This is a genomic window from Microbacterium sp. STRO-1N (genome assembly GCF_057748015.1).
Genome location: NZ_CM173234.1, coordinates 269,551 through 285,610 on the forward strand (window position 1 = coordinate 269,551; position 16,060 = coordinate 285,610).

16 protein-coding genes are annotated in these 16,060 nt (G+C 70.2%); 7 read left to right on the top strand and 9 right to left on the bottom strand.

Going from position 1 to position 16,060, the window contains the following annotated elements; all coding sequences use genetic code 11:
• Positions 1-5 precede the first annotated feature (5 nt).
• From AC3ANJ_RS01395 to AC3ANJ_RS01415, 5 genes are all read right to left on the bottom strand, one after another.
• Positions 6-152 carry a hypothetical protein gene (locus AC3ANJ_RS01395; protein WP_488317885.1) on the bottom strand — a complete coding sequence of 49 codons (147 nt, stop codon included), beginning with the start codon at positions 150-152 and terminating at the stop codon, positions 6-8.
• A gap of 26 nt (positions 153-178) precedes the next feature.
• Positions 179-2,509, bottom strand: a complete 2,331-nt coding sequence (gene purL, locus AC3ANJ_RS01400) for a phosphoribosylformylglycinamidine synthase subunit PurL (protein WP_488317886.1) — start codon at positions 2,507-2,509, stop codon at positions 179-181.
• A gap of 103 nt (positions 2,510-2,612) precedes the next feature.
• Positions 2,613-3,881 (bottom strand): serine/threonine-protein kinase, encoded by a 1,269-nt coding sequence (locus AC3ANJ_RS01405; RefSeq protein WP_488317887.1) that lies wholly within the window; start codon positions 3,879-3,881, stop codon positions 2,613-2,615.
• A 117-nt stretch (positions 3,882-3,998) separates the two neighbouring features.
• On the bottom strand, positions 3,999-5,669 hold the full coding sequence (locus AC3ANJ_RS01410) for a hypothetical protein (RefSeq protein ID WP_488317888.1): 1,671 nt from the start codon (positions 5,667-5,669) through the stop codon (positions 3,999-4,001).
• Between the two features lie 81 nt (positions 5,670-5,750).
• The gene (locus AC3ANJ_RS01415) at positions 5,751-7,127 is read right to left on the bottom strand and encodes a plasmid pRiA4b ORF-3 family protein (RefSeq protein WP_488317889.1); all 1,377 of its coding nucleotides are present in this window, start codon (positions 7,125-7,127) and stop codon (positions 5,751-5,753) included.
• 114 nt (positions 7,128-7,241) lie between these two features.
• On the opposite strand from AC3ANJ_RS01415, the gene AC3ANJ_RS01420 reads away from it, so the two are divergent.
• Positions 7,242-8,558 (top strand): phytase, encoded by a 1,317-nt coding sequence (locus AC3ANJ_RS01420; RefSeq protein ID WP_488317890.1) that lies wholly within the window; start codon positions 7,242-7,244, stop codon positions 8,556-8,558.
• Between the two features lie 97 nt (positions 8,559-8,655).
• Here the strand turns inward: AC3ANJ_RS01420 and AC3ANJ_RS01425 are convergent, their stop codons facing one another.
• Positions 8,656-9,159: a DUF4188 domain-containing protein gene (locus AC3ANJ_RS01425; RefSeq protein ID WP_488317891.1), complete on the bottom strand. Its 504-nt coding sequence runs from the start codon at positions 9,157-9,159 to the stop codon at positions 8,656-8,658.
• A 71-nt stretch (positions 9,160-9,230) separates the two neighbouring features.
• Between AC3ANJ_RS01425 and AC3ANJ_RS01430 the strand changes: the two genes are divergently transcribed.
• On the top strand, positions 9,231-9,848 hold the full coding sequence (locus AC3ANJ_RS01430) for a MerR family transcriptional regulator (RefSeq protein WP_488317892.1): 618 nt from the start codon (positions 9,231-9,233) through the stop codon (positions 9,846-9,848).
• Here the strand turns inward: AC3ANJ_RS01430 and AC3ANJ_RS01435 are convergent.
• A complete protein-coding gene (locus tag AC3ANJ_RS01435; RefSeq protein ID WP_488317893.1) occupies positions 9,838-10,695 on the bottom strand; it encodes an alpha/beta fold hydrolase in 858 nt (285 codons plus the stop codon). The two genes, AC3ANJ_RS01430 and AC3ANJ_RS01435, sit on opposite strands and share 11 nt — an antisense overlap.
• Before the next feature lie 111 nt (positions 10,696-10,806).
• Between AC3ANJ_RS01435 and AC3ANJ_RS01440 the strand changes: the two genes are divergently transcribed.
• Genes AC3ANJ_RS01440 through AC3ANJ_RS01450 form a run of 3 tightly spaced genes read left to right on the top strand, consistent with a single transcriptional unit; the run spans position 10,807 to position 12,489 of the window.
• The gene (locus tag AC3ANJ_RS01440) at positions 10,807-11,736 is read left to right on the top strand and encodes a hypothetical protein (RefSeq protein WP_488317894.1); all 930 of its coding nucleotides are present in this window, start codon (positions 10,807-10,809) and stop codon (positions 11,734-11,736) included.
• Positions 11,733-12,053, top strand: a complete 321-nt coding sequence (locus AC3ANJ_RS01445) for a hypothetical protein (RefSeq protein WP_488317895.1) — start codon at positions 11,733-11,735, stop codon at positions 12,051-12,053. Before AC3ANJ_RS01440 ends, AC3ANJ_RS01445 begins: the two co-directional genes overlap by 4 nt.
• A 28-nt stretch (positions 12,054-12,081) precedes the next feature.
• Complete coding sequence (locus AC3ANJ_RS01450; protein ID WP_488317896.1) at positions 12,082-12,489, top strand: YrdB family protein; 408 nt, start codon at positions 12,082-12,084, stop codon at positions 12,487-12,489.
• On the opposite strand, the gene AC3ANJ_RS01455 is transcribed toward AC3ANJ_RS01450, so the two are convergent.
• The gene (locus AC3ANJ_RS01455; protein WP_488317897.1) at positions 12,470-12,871 is read right to left on the bottom strand and encodes a nuclear transport factor 2 family protein; all 402 of its coding nucleotides are present in this window, start codon (positions 12,869-12,871) and stop codon (positions 12,470-12,472) included. The two genes, AC3ANJ_RS01450 and AC3ANJ_RS01455, sit on opposite strands and share 20 nt — an antisense overlap.
• Before the next feature lie 33 nt (positions 12,872-12,904).
• A complete protein-coding gene (locus tag AC3ANJ_RS01460) occupies positions 12,905-14,425 on the bottom strand; it encodes an ATP-dependent DNA ligase (protein WP_488317898.1) in 1,521 nt (506 codons plus the stop codon).
• Positions 14,426-14,534: 109 nt separating this feature from the next.
• Here AC3ANJ_RS01460 and AC3ANJ_RS01465 point away from each other — a divergent pair, with 109 nt between their 5' ends.
• Positions 14,535-14,765 (top strand): DUF2188 domain-containing protein, encoded by a 231-nt coding sequence (locus tag AC3ANJ_RS01465; RefSeq protein ID WP_488317899.1) that lies wholly within the window; start codon positions 14,535-14,537, stop codon positions 14,763-14,765.
• A 101-nt stretch (positions 14,766-14,866) separates the two neighbouring features.
• Entirely contained in the window at positions 14,867-16,057 is a 1,191-nt protein-coding gene (locus tag AC3ANJ_RS01470; RefSeq protein ID WP_488317900.1) for a MalY/PatB family protein, read from the top strand.
• Positions 16,058-16,060 lie beyond the last annotated feature (3 nt).

The window sequence follows — 16,060 nt, forward strand, 5'->3', positions numbered from 1 at the left end:
GAACCTCAGCCCAGGATGAGCGAGAGCACCGTCGCGCCGCCGCCGACCAGGATCAGCGCGCCGATCGTGACCCAGGCGGTGACGCGGATCCGCTTCTGGCGACGCTCCGAATAGATCGACAGATCCTCGGCCTCTTCGTGGTGCTCAGTCATGTTCTGCTCCTAGAGATCAGGGGGCGTCAGGCCGGCGTCGGCTCGGTGACGGTGGGGCCGAAGTAGCTCGGCAGAGTGGCCTGGGACCGCTCGCGCAGCTCGTCGACCGAGATCGTGAACACGTCCTGCACCTCGAGCTGCGGCTCGGTGTCGGTCACGCCGATGCGTATCACGGGGTAGTTGCGGCCCTCGCAGAGCCCGCGGAACTTCACGTCGTCCTCGCGCGGCACGGTCACGATGACGCGTCCGGCCGACTCGGAGAACAGCGCGGTCGCGGCATCCACATCAGAGCTCTCGATGATCTCGTTCAGCCAGACGCGAGCGCCGACGCCGAAGCGCATGACGCCTTCGGCGAGAGCCTGCGCGAGCCCGCCCTCGGAGAGGTCGTGCGCGGATGAGATCAGCCACTCGTCGCGTGCTGCTCCGATGAGCCCGGCGAGGCGCTTCTCACCGGCGAGGTCCACGACCGGCGGGCGCCCGCCGAGGTGCGAGTGCACGGTCTCGGCCCATGCCGAGCCGCTCAGTTCGGTTTTCGTGGTGCCGAGCAGATAGATGTTCTGCCCCTCGTCCTGCCAGCCGGACGGGATGCGCCGCGACACGTCGTCGATGAGTCCGAGCACGCCGACCAGCGGGGTCGGGTGGATCGGCACGTCGCCGGTCTGGTTGTAGAACGAGACGTTGCCGCCCGTGACGGGAGTGCCCAGCTCGTAGCAGCCGTCGGCGAGGCCGTCGACGGTCTGGCCGAACTGCCACATGACCTCGGGATTCTCGGGAGAGCCGAAGTTCAGGCAGTCCGTGATCGCGGTCGGCGTGGCGCCGGTGACGGCCACGTTGCGGTAGGCCTCGGCCAGGGCGAGCTGCGCGCCGGCGTACGGGTCGAGCTGGCTGTAGCGGCCGTTGGCGTCGGTCGCGATCGCGAAGCCGAGACCGGACTCCTCGTCGACGCGGATCATGCCGGCGTCGTCCGGGAACGCGAGGGCCGTGTTGCCGAGCACGTAGTAGTCGTACTGGTTGGTGATCCAGCGGGTGTCGGCGAGGTTCGGGGAGGCCACCAGCGCGAGGAACTGGTCGCGCAGCACCGACGCATCGTTCGAGCGGGGGAGGTTCTCCGCGGCATCCGCCTGGAGCGCGTCGATCCACGTGGGGTAGGCGACGGGGCGGTCGTAGACGGGGCCGTCGACGGCCACGGTGGAGGGATCGACGTCGACGATGCGCTCGCCCTGCCAGTCGATGATGAGGCGTCCGTCTCCGGTGACCTCGCCGAGCACGCTGGTCTCGACCTCCCACTTGTCGACGACGGCCATGAAGGCATCCAGCTTCTCCGGCGCGACGATCGCCATCATGCGCTCCTGCGACTCCGACATGAGGATCTCCTCGGCCGTGAGCGACGGGTCGCGCAGCAGCACGTTGTCGAGCGAGACCTTCATGCCGCTGTTGCCGTTGGCCGCCAACTCGCTGGTCGCGCAGGAGATGCCGGCGGCACCGAGGTCCTGGATGGCCTCGACGAGCTCGCCGCGGTACAGCTCGAGGCAGCACTCGATGAGCACCTTCTCGGCGAACGGGTCGCCCACCTGGACCGCAGGACGCTTGGTGGGCCCGCCGTCGTCGAACGAGTCGGATGCCAGGATGCTGGCGCCGCCGATGCCGTCTCCGCCGGTGCGGGCGCCGAAGAGGACGACCTTGTTGCCGACGCCGGTGGCGTTGGCGAGCTTGAGGTCCTCGTGGCGCAGCACGCCGACCGCGAGGGCGTTCACGAGCGGGTTGGCCTGGTAGACGGCGTCGAAGACGGTCTCGCCGCCGATGTTCGGCAGGCCGAGGCAGTTGCCGTAGAAGCTGATGCCGGCGGTCACGCCGTGCACGACGCGCGCGGTATCGGGGTGGTCGATCGCGCCGAAGCGCAGGGCGTCCATCACGGCGACGGGGCGGGCGCCCATCGAGATGATGTCGCGGACGATGCCGCCGACGCCGGTGGCAGCGCCCTGGAACGGCTCGATGAAGCTCGGGTGGTTGTGTGACTCCGCCTTGAAGGTGACGGCCCAGCCCTCGCCGACGTCGACGACGCCCGCGTTCTGGCCCATGCCGACCATCAGGCGTTCCTTCATCTCGTCGGAGACCTTCTGGCCGAATCGGCGCAGGTAGTTCTTGGACGACTTGTAGGAGCAGTGCTCCGACCACATGACGGAGTACATGGCCAGCTCACCCGAGGTGGGGCGGCGGCCGAGGATCTCGCGGATGCGGGCGTACTCGTCATCCTTCAGGCCCAGCGCGCCGTACGGCTGCTCCTTGTCGGGAGTGGCGACGGCGTTCTCGACGGAGTCGGGGACGTGCTGACGGGCGGATGCTTCGGGGGTGGTCACGCGCACTCCAAGGGAAAGGGCCGAGCGGGGCGTGTTCAGTCTACCGGCGCGGGGTCGTCGCCGTTTCAGGGGTGCCGGGCGGGCTTTTCGGCATCCGCGGCCGCTACTTGTCCTTGCCCTTTCCGTTGCCCTCACCGGTGTTGTTCCCTTTGCCCCGGTTGTCCTCACCCGTGCCCTGGTTGCCCTCGCCACGGTTGTCCTCGCCACGGTCGTCGTCGGTCGGCTCGGTCACGGTCTCGGCCGGCGCGCCCTGGTCGTCGTCACCGGCGTCCGGCGCCGTATCGGCGGGTCCGGAGGTGTCGGAGACCGTGCGCAGCGACGTCATCGTCGCGATCCGCCCCGCCTCGCTCGGTGGCGGAATGAGGAACGCGGCCCCGGCGACGATCGCCGCGAACACCAGCCCTGCCGCGCCCAGCAGGATGCGCCGCCACCGGTGGGGCCGGGCGGCGGCGGGAAGGGCGGCCGTCGGCGCGGTGGGGATGTCCTGAGCGGAGGAGGCGCCCTGCGCCGACGCGAGACCCGCGGGCTCATCGCTGCGTGCGAGCTCCCGCGCCGTGCGCGCCACCTCGAGCGCGCTCGGCCGCTCGGCCGGATCCAGTCGCGTCATCCGCTCCAGCAGGTCGCGCCACCTCCCGTCGACGGCATCCGGAATCGTCGGCGGTTGCATGACCCGCGCCAGCGCCGCGGCGCGGCCCGAGCCGAGGTCCGGGTATCCGTTTCCGCCGGTCAGGGCCGCGAGGACGACGAGCCCCAGCGAGAAGATGTCCACGGCGGTGCCGGGGTCGGCATCGCGCAACTGCTCGGGTGCCATGTAGGCGAGCGTCCCGAGGACCATGCCCCGACCCGCCGGTCGCGAGCGGTCGACCGCGCAGGCGATCCCGAAGTCGGCCAGCTTCGCCGCCCACGGGATGCCGGCGTCGCCGGTGCGCGTCATGAGAACGTTCGACGGCTTCACGTCGCGGTGGACGATGCCCGCCGCGTGCACGGCGGCGAGGCCTTCGGCCAGATCCTGTGTGATGCGGGCGAGCTGGCGAGGCGGGATCGGCCCCTCCGCCATGAGGGCGGCCAGCGTCGGCCCGTCGACGAACTCCATGACGAGGTACTGCGGGCGGTGCGGCTCGAGCTGCGCATCGAAGAGCGTCACCAGCGACGGATGGTTCAGCGATGCGAGCAGCGCCTTCTCGGTGTGCGCCCTGTCGGCGGAGCGCAGGACATCGTCGTGGTCGTGGATCATCTTGATGGCCACGGTGCGTCCGAGGTGGGTGTCCTCGGCGCGGTACACCGTCGCCATCCCTCCCTTGCCGACGGGGCCCTCCAGCAGGTACCTGCTGTCGAGCAGAGCGGCCGTCGGCGATACGACTTCCAGCGTCATCGCGAACTCCTCGTACGTGCATCAGGGTCATGCATCCGAGCGAAGCTATCGAGGAGTCCTGCGATCGTCAGCGGCCTTGACGTCTCGGCGGAAAAGTGTTTCGCGCGATGACCGAGGCTACGGCTTCGTGTCGTCGTGGTGCACGATGCGCCCCAGCTCGACACCGCCGCCCGGCAGCTCCCAGTAGTGCAGCCGCCGCGCGCCGGCGACATTCTGCTCCACGCTCGAGCGCATGCAGCGTGCGCCGTCCTCGCGCACCACGTACGAGTCCCCGCCGCCCTCGCCGGTGCGCAGGCGGTGCAGCTCGCGCGCCGGGATCTCGCGGTCGCGACCGGTGATGGCGTCGACGCACGTGCGGATCGCCTTGCTCAGCTGGCCCTCGTCGAGCGGGTTCAACGATTCGATGAAATCGTCACCGAGGCGGTACTCGCGCAGAGGCCAGCGCCCTCGTTCGCCGGGTGCGGTGCGGTTGCCCCAGGTGCGTTCGATCTCGAAGCGGATGCCGTCGGCGGTCGTGTCCACGTGCGAGCGCTCGGCGGCGCGACGGGCATCCCGCAGTGCTCGTCCGGTCTCGCGGCGGTCCTGCTCGGCGTGGCCGAGCTTCGCCTCGGCGGTCGCCCGCTCCGCGCGCTCATCGGCCAGCTGCGCGCGAAGGCGATCGTTCTCGAGGCGCAGCTTCGCCACCTCGGCATCGTTCACGGTCGCCGCGCCGTTCGCGCGCCCGACGAGGTTGGTGAGCGCCAGGACATCGGCGCGCAGACTCGTGATCTCCCTCGACAGCGACGTGACGTCGGTGCGGGTCGCGTAGTCGGTCGGCAGGGGAGCAGCGGATGCCGCGGGGGCCGTCTCTGCGGCATCCTGGTCCGTCGCGGCATCCGACCGGCGCGGGAGGCGGCGGTCCTCGCTCAGCCACGGCGCCCCGCCGACGACCAGCGGGAGAGCCGGGATCAGCGGTGCGTCCGGGTCGGCGTCCGTGCGGCTGAGGGCGGGATCCCCGCCGGGGAGCCGGGTGACCCGCACACGGACGACGTCACCCACGGCGAGCACTTCGCCGACGGGGCCGTCGCCGGAGTCGACGTCGCGGCGGCGCAGCACGGCGGAGATCCGCGGGTGCAGTTGCACGGTCGCGCGCAGTTCGGTCACCTTCACGACGAGCGCAAGGGTGTGCGAGCCGTCGGGGAATGCCTCCAGATCGGGCTCGAGCGGCTCGGGGTGCAGTTCGGTGCCGCCGAGGATCCCGCTCGTCGGCGCTCCGACGACCAGCGCCGCGAGCAGCGGCATGTCCGGTGGCAGCAGCGCGTCCGTCGCGGTCACGGTCGTGTCGTCGTCGAGGCGGACGATGGCGCGGCTGCCGTCGGCGATGAAACCCTGCACGATGCCGGTGGCTCGTCGCACTCGGGGAGAGGCGGCCGTTTCGACCGTGCGCTGCACGTTCTGCGACATGGCGTCGTCGATCAGATCGTCGGTGGTCGCGTGGTCGGGGAAACGCAGATGCGACCTGGTCCATGCCGGCTCCGTGCCGAAGTCGATCGGATACGAGCGCGCGGCGCCCCCGAACGCGTGCGACTTCGGCGGCAGCAGCTGCTCGAGGTGGCGGGTCACCGCTCCCGTCTCGATCGTGACGACGTCGGCGAGGCCGTCCAGTTCGCTGCGCAGTCGCGTCACGTCGAAGGCGAATCCGCCGTCCGGATCCGTGGAGACGAGCACAAGCGGATGCGTTCGCCTGGCGAGGATTCGGGCAGCGAGATCCTCCGCCTGCGAAGAGGTGACGACGTCGGCGGAAAGCATGGTTGCGAGTGTAGGCCGGGGGCCGAGACAGGATGCGGAGGCTGCTCCGTGATTCGCCGGCTGGCTCGGAGCCGCCCGGCGCTACCGCAGTGCTTCGCGCGCGAACAGTGCCAGCAGCGGGTCGGGGTCACCTCGTCGCGGACGCCCGTCGGAGTCGCCGAGCAGGTCGAGCACCTGCCGCACGTGATCGGTCGCGAATCCGATGTCGCGCTCGGTGAAGCGCATCCCCGTGGATGAGGCCCATCCGCAGGCCTCCAGACCGAACGCGACAGCGCGCCAGCGCTCCTCTGGTGGCGTGCCGTCCGCGATCGCGAGAAGGAGGAGCGTCGCGGCATCCGTCTCGGCGTCGCCGAGCTGTCGGCACAGGCCGCCGGCGATCAGGCGCAGCTGCCGCATCGGGGCGCCGAGTGCAGCCGACGCCGCGGTGCTCAGCAGCAGCCGCCCCTTCTGCACCCGTACGAGGCCGATCCGCTCTGCGACCTCGCGCAGTGTGGCGATCGGAGGGGTGAGGTCCTCACGGTTGCCCTTGCCGATCCAGTCGTCGAGCCAGCCCAGTTCGGTCATGCCGGTGAGGACGGTCGCGGGCGGCAGCCATCCGGCCGACGTCAGGGCGAGCCCGTCGGCGCCGATCGCTTCCAAGAGCCAGGTGAAGGGGCGGACGATGCGGCCGGCCGTCTCCGCATCGATCTCCGGCGGCTCGAGGATGCCGGTGCGATCGAGGTGCTGGCGCAGCTCGCTGCGCAGCGGGGGCGGGAGTTCGGCGGCAAAAGCGACGATCGGCGACGCGTCGTGCACATCGCCGGGGCGGCGCAGCTCCTCGCGCTTCACGAGTCCGGACATGTCGTACGGGTCGAACCCCGACGACTCGGGGTTGAAGAGGAGGTTCAGCTCGGTCTGCACGGCGACGAGGTCGAACGTGCCGGCGTCGTGCGGGGCCCAGGGCCCGACGGTGGCGTGGATCCACTCGACGATGTCGTCGTGCTCGGGGTGGGCCGGGTCCGCGGCGATCGCGAGCTTCTCGGCGTAGCCGCCCAGACCGCCGGAGTCCTCGAACGGCGTCCGGAGCGCGCCGTCCAGCACGACCACCGAGGTCAGCTGGGGTTCGTCCGCCCGTTCGTCGAGCACGTCGATGCGATGCGTCCAGCCGTCCCCGAGGTCGTACTCGTACCAGCGCGGCCCGCCGCCGCGCAGCAGATCGGCGACCGTCGCGTCGTCTTCGGGGATCGTGCCCGCCGCGGCATCCGGGAACTCGGGCGGTCCCCAGCGCCGCGGCGGTGCGGACGACGGAGCGTACGGATCGGCATCCGTGAACTCGTGCAGGTGGGATTCGCGCCAGCCCATCACCGTCTGCAGGGCGATGTGCAGCATCCGCAGGCGAATGCTGCCGCGAACCTCGAGTTCGCGCCAGATCTCGGGGTCGCTGCCGACGAGACTCACGCGGAGTCGGTACCGGGTCATGCTCTGAGAGTAGGGGGAGTCGCCGACGTCACACGTCACCACCGGTTCACACGGCGTTCATGGTGGGGCAGAACCATCGGGCGACACCATCCACTGATCCCCCGAGGAGTCCCTGTGATCCCCCGCCTGCTCACCGTCGCCGCGATCGGCGCCTCCGCCGTCGTGCTGGTCGGCGCCGCTCAGCCGCATCCGAACCCGCAGCCGCCTGCGCACGCCAACGGGCACGCCTACGCGTACGGCCATTCGAAGTCGAAGGCCGAGGGCGTCACCGCGAAGCTCGAGACCCCCGCGCTGTGGGATGCCGATGACGCCGACGCCGACGATCCGGCCATCTGGGTCGACGAGGACGACGCCGAGAACAGCCTCGTCATCACCACGGCCAAGGAGGCCGGGATGAACGTCTACGACCTCGAGGGACAGCTGGTCCAGCACATCGACCCGAAGCCGGCACCCGGTGAGGACGACGCCCCTGGGCGCTACAACAACGTCGACCTCATCCACGACTTCGAGCTCGACGGCGACGAGGTCGATCTCGCGGTGGTCTCAGACAAGGGCATGGACGACCTCGGGATCTTCGTCATCGACGACGGCGAGCTCGTCGAGGTGACGGCTCCGGACGCCGGGCGCATCTTCTCGGCATCCCAGGAGGAGGTCAACAGCGAGCACACCGCGTACGGCCTGGCCACCTGGCAGGACGACGACGGAGCGTACGCGCTGGTGAGCCGCAACTCCGAGACCGAGGTCGCGCTGCTCGAGCTGAGCGACAAGGGCGACGGCACGGTCGGCTGGGACGTCGTGCGCGAGATCGCGCTGCCCGCCGAGTTCGCGATGCCGGACGGCTCGACGTGGACCACCTGCGACGACCCTGGTCAGTACGCACAGGTCGAGGGCATCGCGGTCGACGAGGAGAGCGGCACGGCCTACCTCGGCCAGGAGCTCGTCGGCATCTGGAAGGTCGACGCCGACCTGTCCGGCGAGCCGGAGCTCGTCGACACCGCGATCGAGTTCGGCCTCCCCGGCACCTACGACGCCGAGCTCGACGAGTGCGTCTACGGCGAGAACCCCGGCTTCGGCGGCGACGTGCTGCGCACCGACATCGAGGGTCTCACGATCTACGAGACCGATGAGGGCGAGGGGTACCTGCTCGCGTCCAGCCAGGGCGACGACAGCTTCGCGGTCTACGAGATCGAGGACGACAACGAGTACGTCGGATCGTTCCGTACGGCGGACGGCGCCGTCGACAGCACCCAGCACAGCGACGGTGCGGATGTCGTGAACGTGAGCCTGCCCGGGTTCGACGGCGGACTGCTCGCGCTGCAGGACGGCGACAACACGCCGGAGGGTGCGGACGAGGAGAGCACGAACTTCAAGTACTTCTCCTGGGAGGACGTGGCCGAGAACAGCGGCCTCGACCTCGACATCGCCGACTGAGTCGGACCCGCGAGAAACCACTTCGTGCGCGAGAAACCACGCGCGAGGTGGTTTCTCGCGGCGGAGATGGTTTCTCGTCGGCGCGGCGACCGCGGGGTCAGGATGCCGCGGGCTCGGCGTGCCGCGTCCGCCCCTCGGCGAAGCGTGCGGCGGCGCGGTCCTGGCGCCGGCCGACGGGGACGAGTTCGGTGGCCTTGGGCAGCCCCATCGGCCTGGTCGACACGTAGACGCTCTCGGCGCGTTCGACCAGGAACGTCTCGTGCCAGACGCCGACGGCTCCCGGTGCCTTCCGAGCAGCCTGATTGAAGCGGGTCCAGGCCGGGCGGTGCTCCTGCGAGGGCGTGGACGCGTAGGCGTAGAGCTTTTCGACCGACGACCAGTACTGTACGACGTACGGGCCGCCGCCGCCGAACAGCAGCTCGTAGCCGAGGAAGCCGGAGTCGGTGTCGCGGGACAGCTCCTTCAGCATCCGCGGCATGGCGAAGAAGGCCGGCAGCCAGAGGTCGGGCCGCCACCAGCGGTTGATCTGCATGCCGATGTGGAACACGACCAGTTCGCCGTCGTAGCGGTGGGTTGAGCGCCCCGGGATGATGCGTGACATGGTGTTCTCCTCAATTGGATAGCGTCACTATCCATAATGGATAGCGGTACTATCGAAGTCAAGAGGTGGCCATGAGGATTTCCGAACTGTCGGCGCAGAGCGGTGTGACCGTGCCGACGATCAAGTACTACCTGCGCGAGGGACTGCTCCCCGAGGGGGAGCGCAGTGCGCCGACTCAGGCGGCGTACGGTTCGCTGCACGTGCAGAGGCTCGGTGTCATCCGGGCGCTGCTGGATGCCGGGGTGAGCGTCGCCGAGACGCGTCGGGTGCTGGAGGCGCTCGACGATCCGCCGTCCAGCCCGCATGAACTGCTCGGCGCTGCGCACGCCGCGATCACGCGACCGGCGGACGAGGGGGCGTCGACGGAGGCCGCCGAGCGCCTGGTCGCGGGACTCGGGTGGAAGCCGGGGGCCTGCGACCCCGACGTGCTCGGCGACGTCGCGCGCGCTCTGGACGGGCTCGAGCGTGCGGGCTTCGTCGTGCCGGATGGGGTTCTGCCGGTCTATCTGCACAGCATCAGGGCAATGGCGGATGCCGAGGTCGCCGCCACTCCGACCGAATCCGCTGAGGCGGCCGTGCGCTACGTCGTGCTCGGGTCGGTGCTCGTGGAGCCGCTGCTGCTCGCGCTGCGGCGGGTCGCCGAGCAGGTCGCGTCCGCGGAGCGGTTCGGGGTCGAGGTCACGTCGTGAGGAAGTCGACGAGCGCGTCTGCGACCGCGTCCGGGGCGTTCTCCATCGGGATGTGACCGGCGTCGGGGATCCGGACGAGCCTCGTGTGCGGGATCTCGGCGGCGAATTGCTCGGCGTACTCGATGCGCTGGAAGGTGTCTTCCTCTCCCCAGATGAGCAGCTTCGGGACGGGGGATTCCCGCAGCGCGGGGACGAGCTCGAGCGTGAAGCGGCTGTCTGCGGCGCCGGCCAGCCTCATCCAGGAGCGGCGGACGCGCGCGTCGGTCCACGGGTCGAGATACTCGGTGATGAGCGGCTCGGTCGCAGCGTCGGCGAGCGCGGCGGTCACCGCCTGGCGGCGAGCGGCGAGCAGTTCCTCGGCGGTGACCGCTGCCACGACCTCTGGGTCGCGGAATCGGGCGACGCCGGGGACGGGCCAGGAGTCGTAGGTGACCGAGTTGGCCAGGGCGAAGCGTTCGACGTCCAGGTCGCCGGCCACGAGGAGATGCTGCGCGACGGCACCGCCGATGTCGTGCCCGACGACGACGATCGGGCCGGTGAGGCCGAGGGCTGATACGAATCGCGTCACCCAGTCGGCCAGCGCGGGAACGGTGGCGGTGTCCGGGGTGAGCTCTCCCGCCGAGCGGCCGAGTCCTGGCAGGTCGACCGCGATCGGTCGGAGGCCGGCGTCGGCGAGCAGGTCGAGCACGGGGAGCCAGACCCGGCTCCAGTACGTGCCGTGCAGAAGGAGGACGACGGGGCCGTCCTGGGGCACGGTCAGATAGCTGGCGGCGTATCCGTCGACCTGGACGGTGCGGCGGAGGACGGCGGTCTCGGCGGTCTGGTCGGTCTCGGTGGGCTGGGGCATGCGAGAATCCTGGCGCGAGCGGACCCGGTGCCGACAGCGCGGCGGACGACACGTTCCGTCGTTTTCCTGCCAGGACGCGGTGTTCTCGGCATCCTGTGCCAGCGTGGCTGCATGACCGAAGCTCCGCTCGCCCCTGAGGCGACGTCCAGCAGGCTCGTGCCGTTCGCGATCGGCGCGGGTGGTGCGGTGCTGGGACTGCTGCCCTGGATCGTCTCCGGCGCGCTGCCGTTGCAGAACCTCTGGGCGGCGCAGACGGAGCCATCGAGCATGCCGTTCGTCCTGCTGCCGCTGAGCCAGTACTACGCGACGCTCCTGTTCTCTCTGGTCCTGCTCGGCGGCGTCTTCGCCGGGCTCGCCGTGCGGATGGCGCGACGACGTCGCACCGTGGCGGTGTGGCCGGCGGCGCTGGGGGTCGCGCTCGTGCACCTGATCGCAGCGGTGCAGAGCTTCGGCGTGCTCGCGGGTGGACTCGGCCTGTGGGGCGGCGCGGGTGATCCCCGGGCGGCGCTGTACTTCGGAGGTCTTCTCGGCGGGACGATCGTGGCCACCCTGCTCGCTCAGCTCGGCCTGCGGATGACGACTCACCGTTCGGTGGCGGTCGCGTCTCTCGGGATCGCGCTCGCCGCGGTGCCGTTCGGAACCTGGGTCGTGCGGTGGTTCGGGGCGTTCGCCGGTCCGACCGGGCCGGGTGAGCTCGTCTCGACGGTCGTCTTCTGGATGCCCGGGGTCATCGTCGGGGCTGCGCTGGTCTGGTGCGGGGTGCGTCCGCTGAGTCGGCTGATCGTGTGGGTGATTGCGCTGCTGGGGCTGTGGGTGACGCCGGCGCTGTTCACGGCCATCGGATACGGGCTCGGGATGCGGGTGCTGCAGGGCGATCTGCGTGAGATGGCCGAGGCGTCGATGCAACTGTTCCCGGTCGTTCTCGCCGAGATGTGGCGCCCGGTCGTGCTCGCGGTGGCGATCGCGGTGGTCGGCTCGATCGTGCGGGTTGCGCTGGAGAAGCGATCGGCTCGCACGACGGATGCCGTGGTGACGTCGTGACGGGCGGGATGCTGATCGGGCTGCTGATCCTCCTCGCCGGTATCGGCTTCGTCGTGTCGCTGTTCGTCCGGGACCGTCAGTTCCGCAAACACGGGCGACGGGTGCGCGTCCGACTGGAAGAGGTGCGCCACGTCGGCACGAGCGAGACCGGCTCGGTGACCGTCCGATACCGGGCGTCGTGGCGGGAAGACGGCGTGCTGAAGATCGTCGACGGGCGCGAGACCATCCCCGCGAAGCGGCTCAGGCAGATGCGGGAGGGTGCCACGGTGGACATCTTCTACCTGGGGGACGGCAAGGCGCAGCTCGATCTTGGCTGAGGGGCAGCGCGCGCGGCATCCTGGAACCGTGCCCTCAGCCGATTCGTCCTCCACGCTCGAACCGGAGTGGGCGCGCTACCGCTCGCCGATCCGCGAACTCGTCCTGCTCAACGCTCTTCTGGCGTTCCTGCTCGAACTCGCGATGCTCGTGTTCGTCGCCTGGTGGGCGCTGCTGCTCGACGTGCCGTGGTGGGCGCGCCTCCTGATCGCGTTCGCTGCAGTCGGAGCGCTCGTCGTGCTGTGGGGGACGTTCGCGGCGCCGCGAGCGCGCGTTCGGCTGCCGGTCGTCGGGATCGTGGCCGTCAAGGCGGTCGCGTTCGGGGCCGGCATGCTGGCGCTGTGGGGGTTGGGAAACCCTGTGGCGGCCGTCGTATTCGCTGTCGTCGTGACGGTGAACGTCGCCATCACGACGTACGTCAGGACGCGGTCGGCGTAACCGCCTGCGTCTGCGGAGCGGGGCGCGTGCCGGGTGGTGCCTGCTGCTCGACGTCCGTCCACACCTCGGTCAGCTGCACGAGGAGACCGTCCCGCGTGCGGGCGAAGCTCGCACACTCGAAATGCTGGAGTCCGGCGTCGCCGCGACCGGTCACGTGCGATCGGCAGGCGGCCTCAGTCGCCTCCGCGACGAAGTCCTCAATCGTCAGATGCTCGAACCCGGGGTACTCGCGGTTGAATCGGATCCACTCGTCGCGGTCGCAGGTCTCGCCGGTGTGCACGAGGCGGCAGGCGAAGTCGGGGTGCAGGTACGACGCGAGGTCGTCCCAGCGCTTCTCGTCGATCGCGGTCATGAGTCCGTGCAGTGCGGGTCCGGCGTCCATGACGGCATCCTAGGGTGGGCCTCCGACAGCTCATCACCGCAGCAGAGCCCGCAGAGTCTGGATCGTGTCGGCATCCGCTGCCGTCTTGTCGGGCCGGTAGTGCTTGACGCGGGCGAAGCGCAGGGCGATGCCGCCCGGGTAGCGGGGCGACTGCTGGACGCCGTCGATCGCGATCTCGACGACGAGCTCGGGGCGCAGAAAGACCGCGTACGGCGACCGATCGATCTCGTAGGAAGGGAAGGTGTCGGTCTGCCATTGCAGCAGCTCGTCGGTGAGCCCCTTGAAGGTCTTGCCGACCATGACGAAGCCGCCGGGTTCGCCGAACTCGCCGGCGGGGTCGAAGGCGCCGAGGTGCAGGTTCGAGAGTTTGCCTCGGCGGCGGCCGGAGCCCCATTCGGCGGCGAGCACCACCAGGTCGTAGGTGAGGACCGGCTTGACCTTGACCCAGGACTTCCCTCGGCGACCAGCGGCGTAGGGGGAGTCGATCGCCTTGACGAGGACCCCCTCGTGTCCGGCGGCGAGGGCGTCGACGGACAGCTGCTCGGCGGCTGCTGGGTCGGCGGTGACGACGCCCGGCATCCGCCATTCGCCGGCGATGCGGTCGAGCTCCTGAAGCCGGGTCGAGAGCGGTTCGTCGAGGAGATCGCGTCCGTCGACGTGCAGCACGTCGAAGAACCAGGGTCGGAGGACGAGTTCGCGCGAGACATCTGCGCCGAAGCGCGACATGGTCTGCTGGAACGGCCGCGGCCCGCCGTCCTCGTCGAGTGCGAGGGTCTCGCCGTCGAGGATGAGATCCTGCGCGGGCAGCGAGCGGACGATCTCGACGATCTCGGGCACGCGATGCGTGATGTCGGCGAGGCTGCGGGTGTAGATACCGACCTCGTCGCCGTGCCGGTGGACCTGGATGCGCGCACCATCGAGCTTGTACTCGACGGATGCTTCGCCGGTGACCTCGAGGGCCGCGGTCGGCGTCGTGGCGGTCGAGGCGAGCATGGGCAGGACCGGACGGCCCACCTGAAGGCCGACGCTCTCGAGATCTTCTTCGGTGCCCGTGAGCGCGAGGATCGCGGTCGCGCCCAGGTCACCGGTGAGCATCGCCGCCCGCCGGACGGTGGCGATCTGCCGATCGGATGCTCGGGCGATCGCATCGAGCAGTACCCCGCCGAGGGCGCCGGTGCGCAACTCGCCCAGCATGGCGCGGGCGAGGAAGTCCCACTCCGCGGCCGTGGCGCGGGAGGCGAGCCCGGTGAGCGCGGCGGTGCGGACAGCGGCCGATCCGGTTCCGGATGCTGCGGCGAGAGCCTCGAGCGCCTGATCGATGTCGGCGATCGTCAGGGTGGAGTCATCGGCGTGGGCGGTGTCGAGAGCAGTGAGCCCGCGCCATCCGACGCCGAGGCGCCCCTGCCGCGGGCTCGCGAGAAGCAGGCCGGTGAGCGGAGCGATCTCGTCGGGTTCGGCGCGTGCGAGCAGGCGGGCGAGCGCGTCGATCTTCGCGAGGCGCGACGACGTGGCGGTGACCTCTTCGGCGGTGGCGACGAGCTCGGAGAGCTTCATGAGGAGATTGTCGCACCGGGGTGCGACATCGGGCGGAGGTTTGCGTGTCAAGGGGGTCGCCGCCGGCCGCATGCCGCCGTAGGAATGAGCGGGAGAGAAGGGATACGGCATGGCTGCAGGCGATATCGAGACGTTCCAGCGAGACGGCATCTGGTTCAACCGCATCGAGGGAGAGCCCCGCACCTTGGGCGCCAGCTTCACCTCGAAGGCGGAGGCCGTGAAGGTCGGGCGCGGGGCGGCTGCGGCGCGCCAGGTGCAGCACACCGTCCGGACCGAGGAAGGGCCGTCGGAGGACGCGCACCCGTACGAGCGTCATCCGCGGGAGTTCATGGGGGACTAGCGTTCGTCCGGTACGAGTCCACGTCATCCGCGGACACGAGACGTGCGCATGCGCGGCGGCGTCCTTAGATTGGATGTTCCCGCTTGCGAAGGAGTCCCCGCGTGCCCGAGATCCAGACCGCCGACGCGGCCCTGCATCCGTTCGATGCCAGGACCCGCTTCCAGCTCGATCGGCCGGAGAGCCGCAAGTGGAGCCTGCACCCAGGGCGGATCGGTGCCTGGGTCGCCGAGATGGACTTCGGGGTCGCGCCCGAGATCTCCGAGGCGATCCACCGCGCGATCGACGAGGAGAACCTCGGCTACCTCTCGCCTCCGCTGGCCGCGGAGCTGGGTGCCGCGACCGCCGACTGGATGAGCGCCGAGTACGACTGGGCTGTCGATCCCGAGCGCGTGCACGCCGTCTCCGACGTCATGGCCGTCCTTCGGGTGGCGGTCGAGGAATACGCACCGGCGGGTTCGCCCGTGATCGTGCCCACTCCGGCATACATGCCGTTCCTGACATATCTGCCCACCATCGGGCATCCCGTGATCGAGGTCCCCGGCGTCGAGGTCGATGGTCGGTGGCAGCACGACCTGCAGCGCATCGACGAGGCGTTCGCGGCCGGTGCCCGCACGCTGGTGCTGTGCAACCCGCACAACCCGACCGGCACGGTCGCCGACCGCGCCGAGCTCGAGGCGCTCGCCGAGATCGTCGAGCGGCACGGCGGGCGCGTGTTCGCCGACGAGATCCACGCGCCGCTGCGGTTCGACGGGCGGCCGTTCATCCCTTACGCATCCGTGTCGGAGGCGACCGCCGCGCACACGGTCACCGGTACGAGCGCGTCGAAGGCGTGGAACATCCCCGGCCTCAAGACCGCGCAGCTGATCACCTCGAACGATGCGGATCAGCAGCTCTACCGCGGTTTCGGGTTCTCGGTGCAGCACGGCGCTGCGACGCTGGGCGTGGTGGCCGCGACGGCCGCGTATCGGTCGGGGAGACCGTGGCTGGAGGGCGTGATCGACTACCTGGACGGCTCGCGCGCGCTGCTCGGATCGCTGGTGTCTGAGCATCTGCCCGGCGCCGTGTATCGCGCGCCGGAGGCGACGTACATCGGCTGGGTCGACACCAAGGCCCTCGGCATCCCCGGCCCGCCCGCGGAATTCTTCCGCGAGAACGCCGGGGTCGTCCTCACCGAAGGGCGCCTGCTCGGGCGCGGGTACGAGGACCACGTGCGCGTGGTGTTCGCCACCCCGCGGCCGATCCTCGAAGAGGCATTCGCGGCGATGGGGGCGGCTGTTCGTGGTGAGCGCTGACCT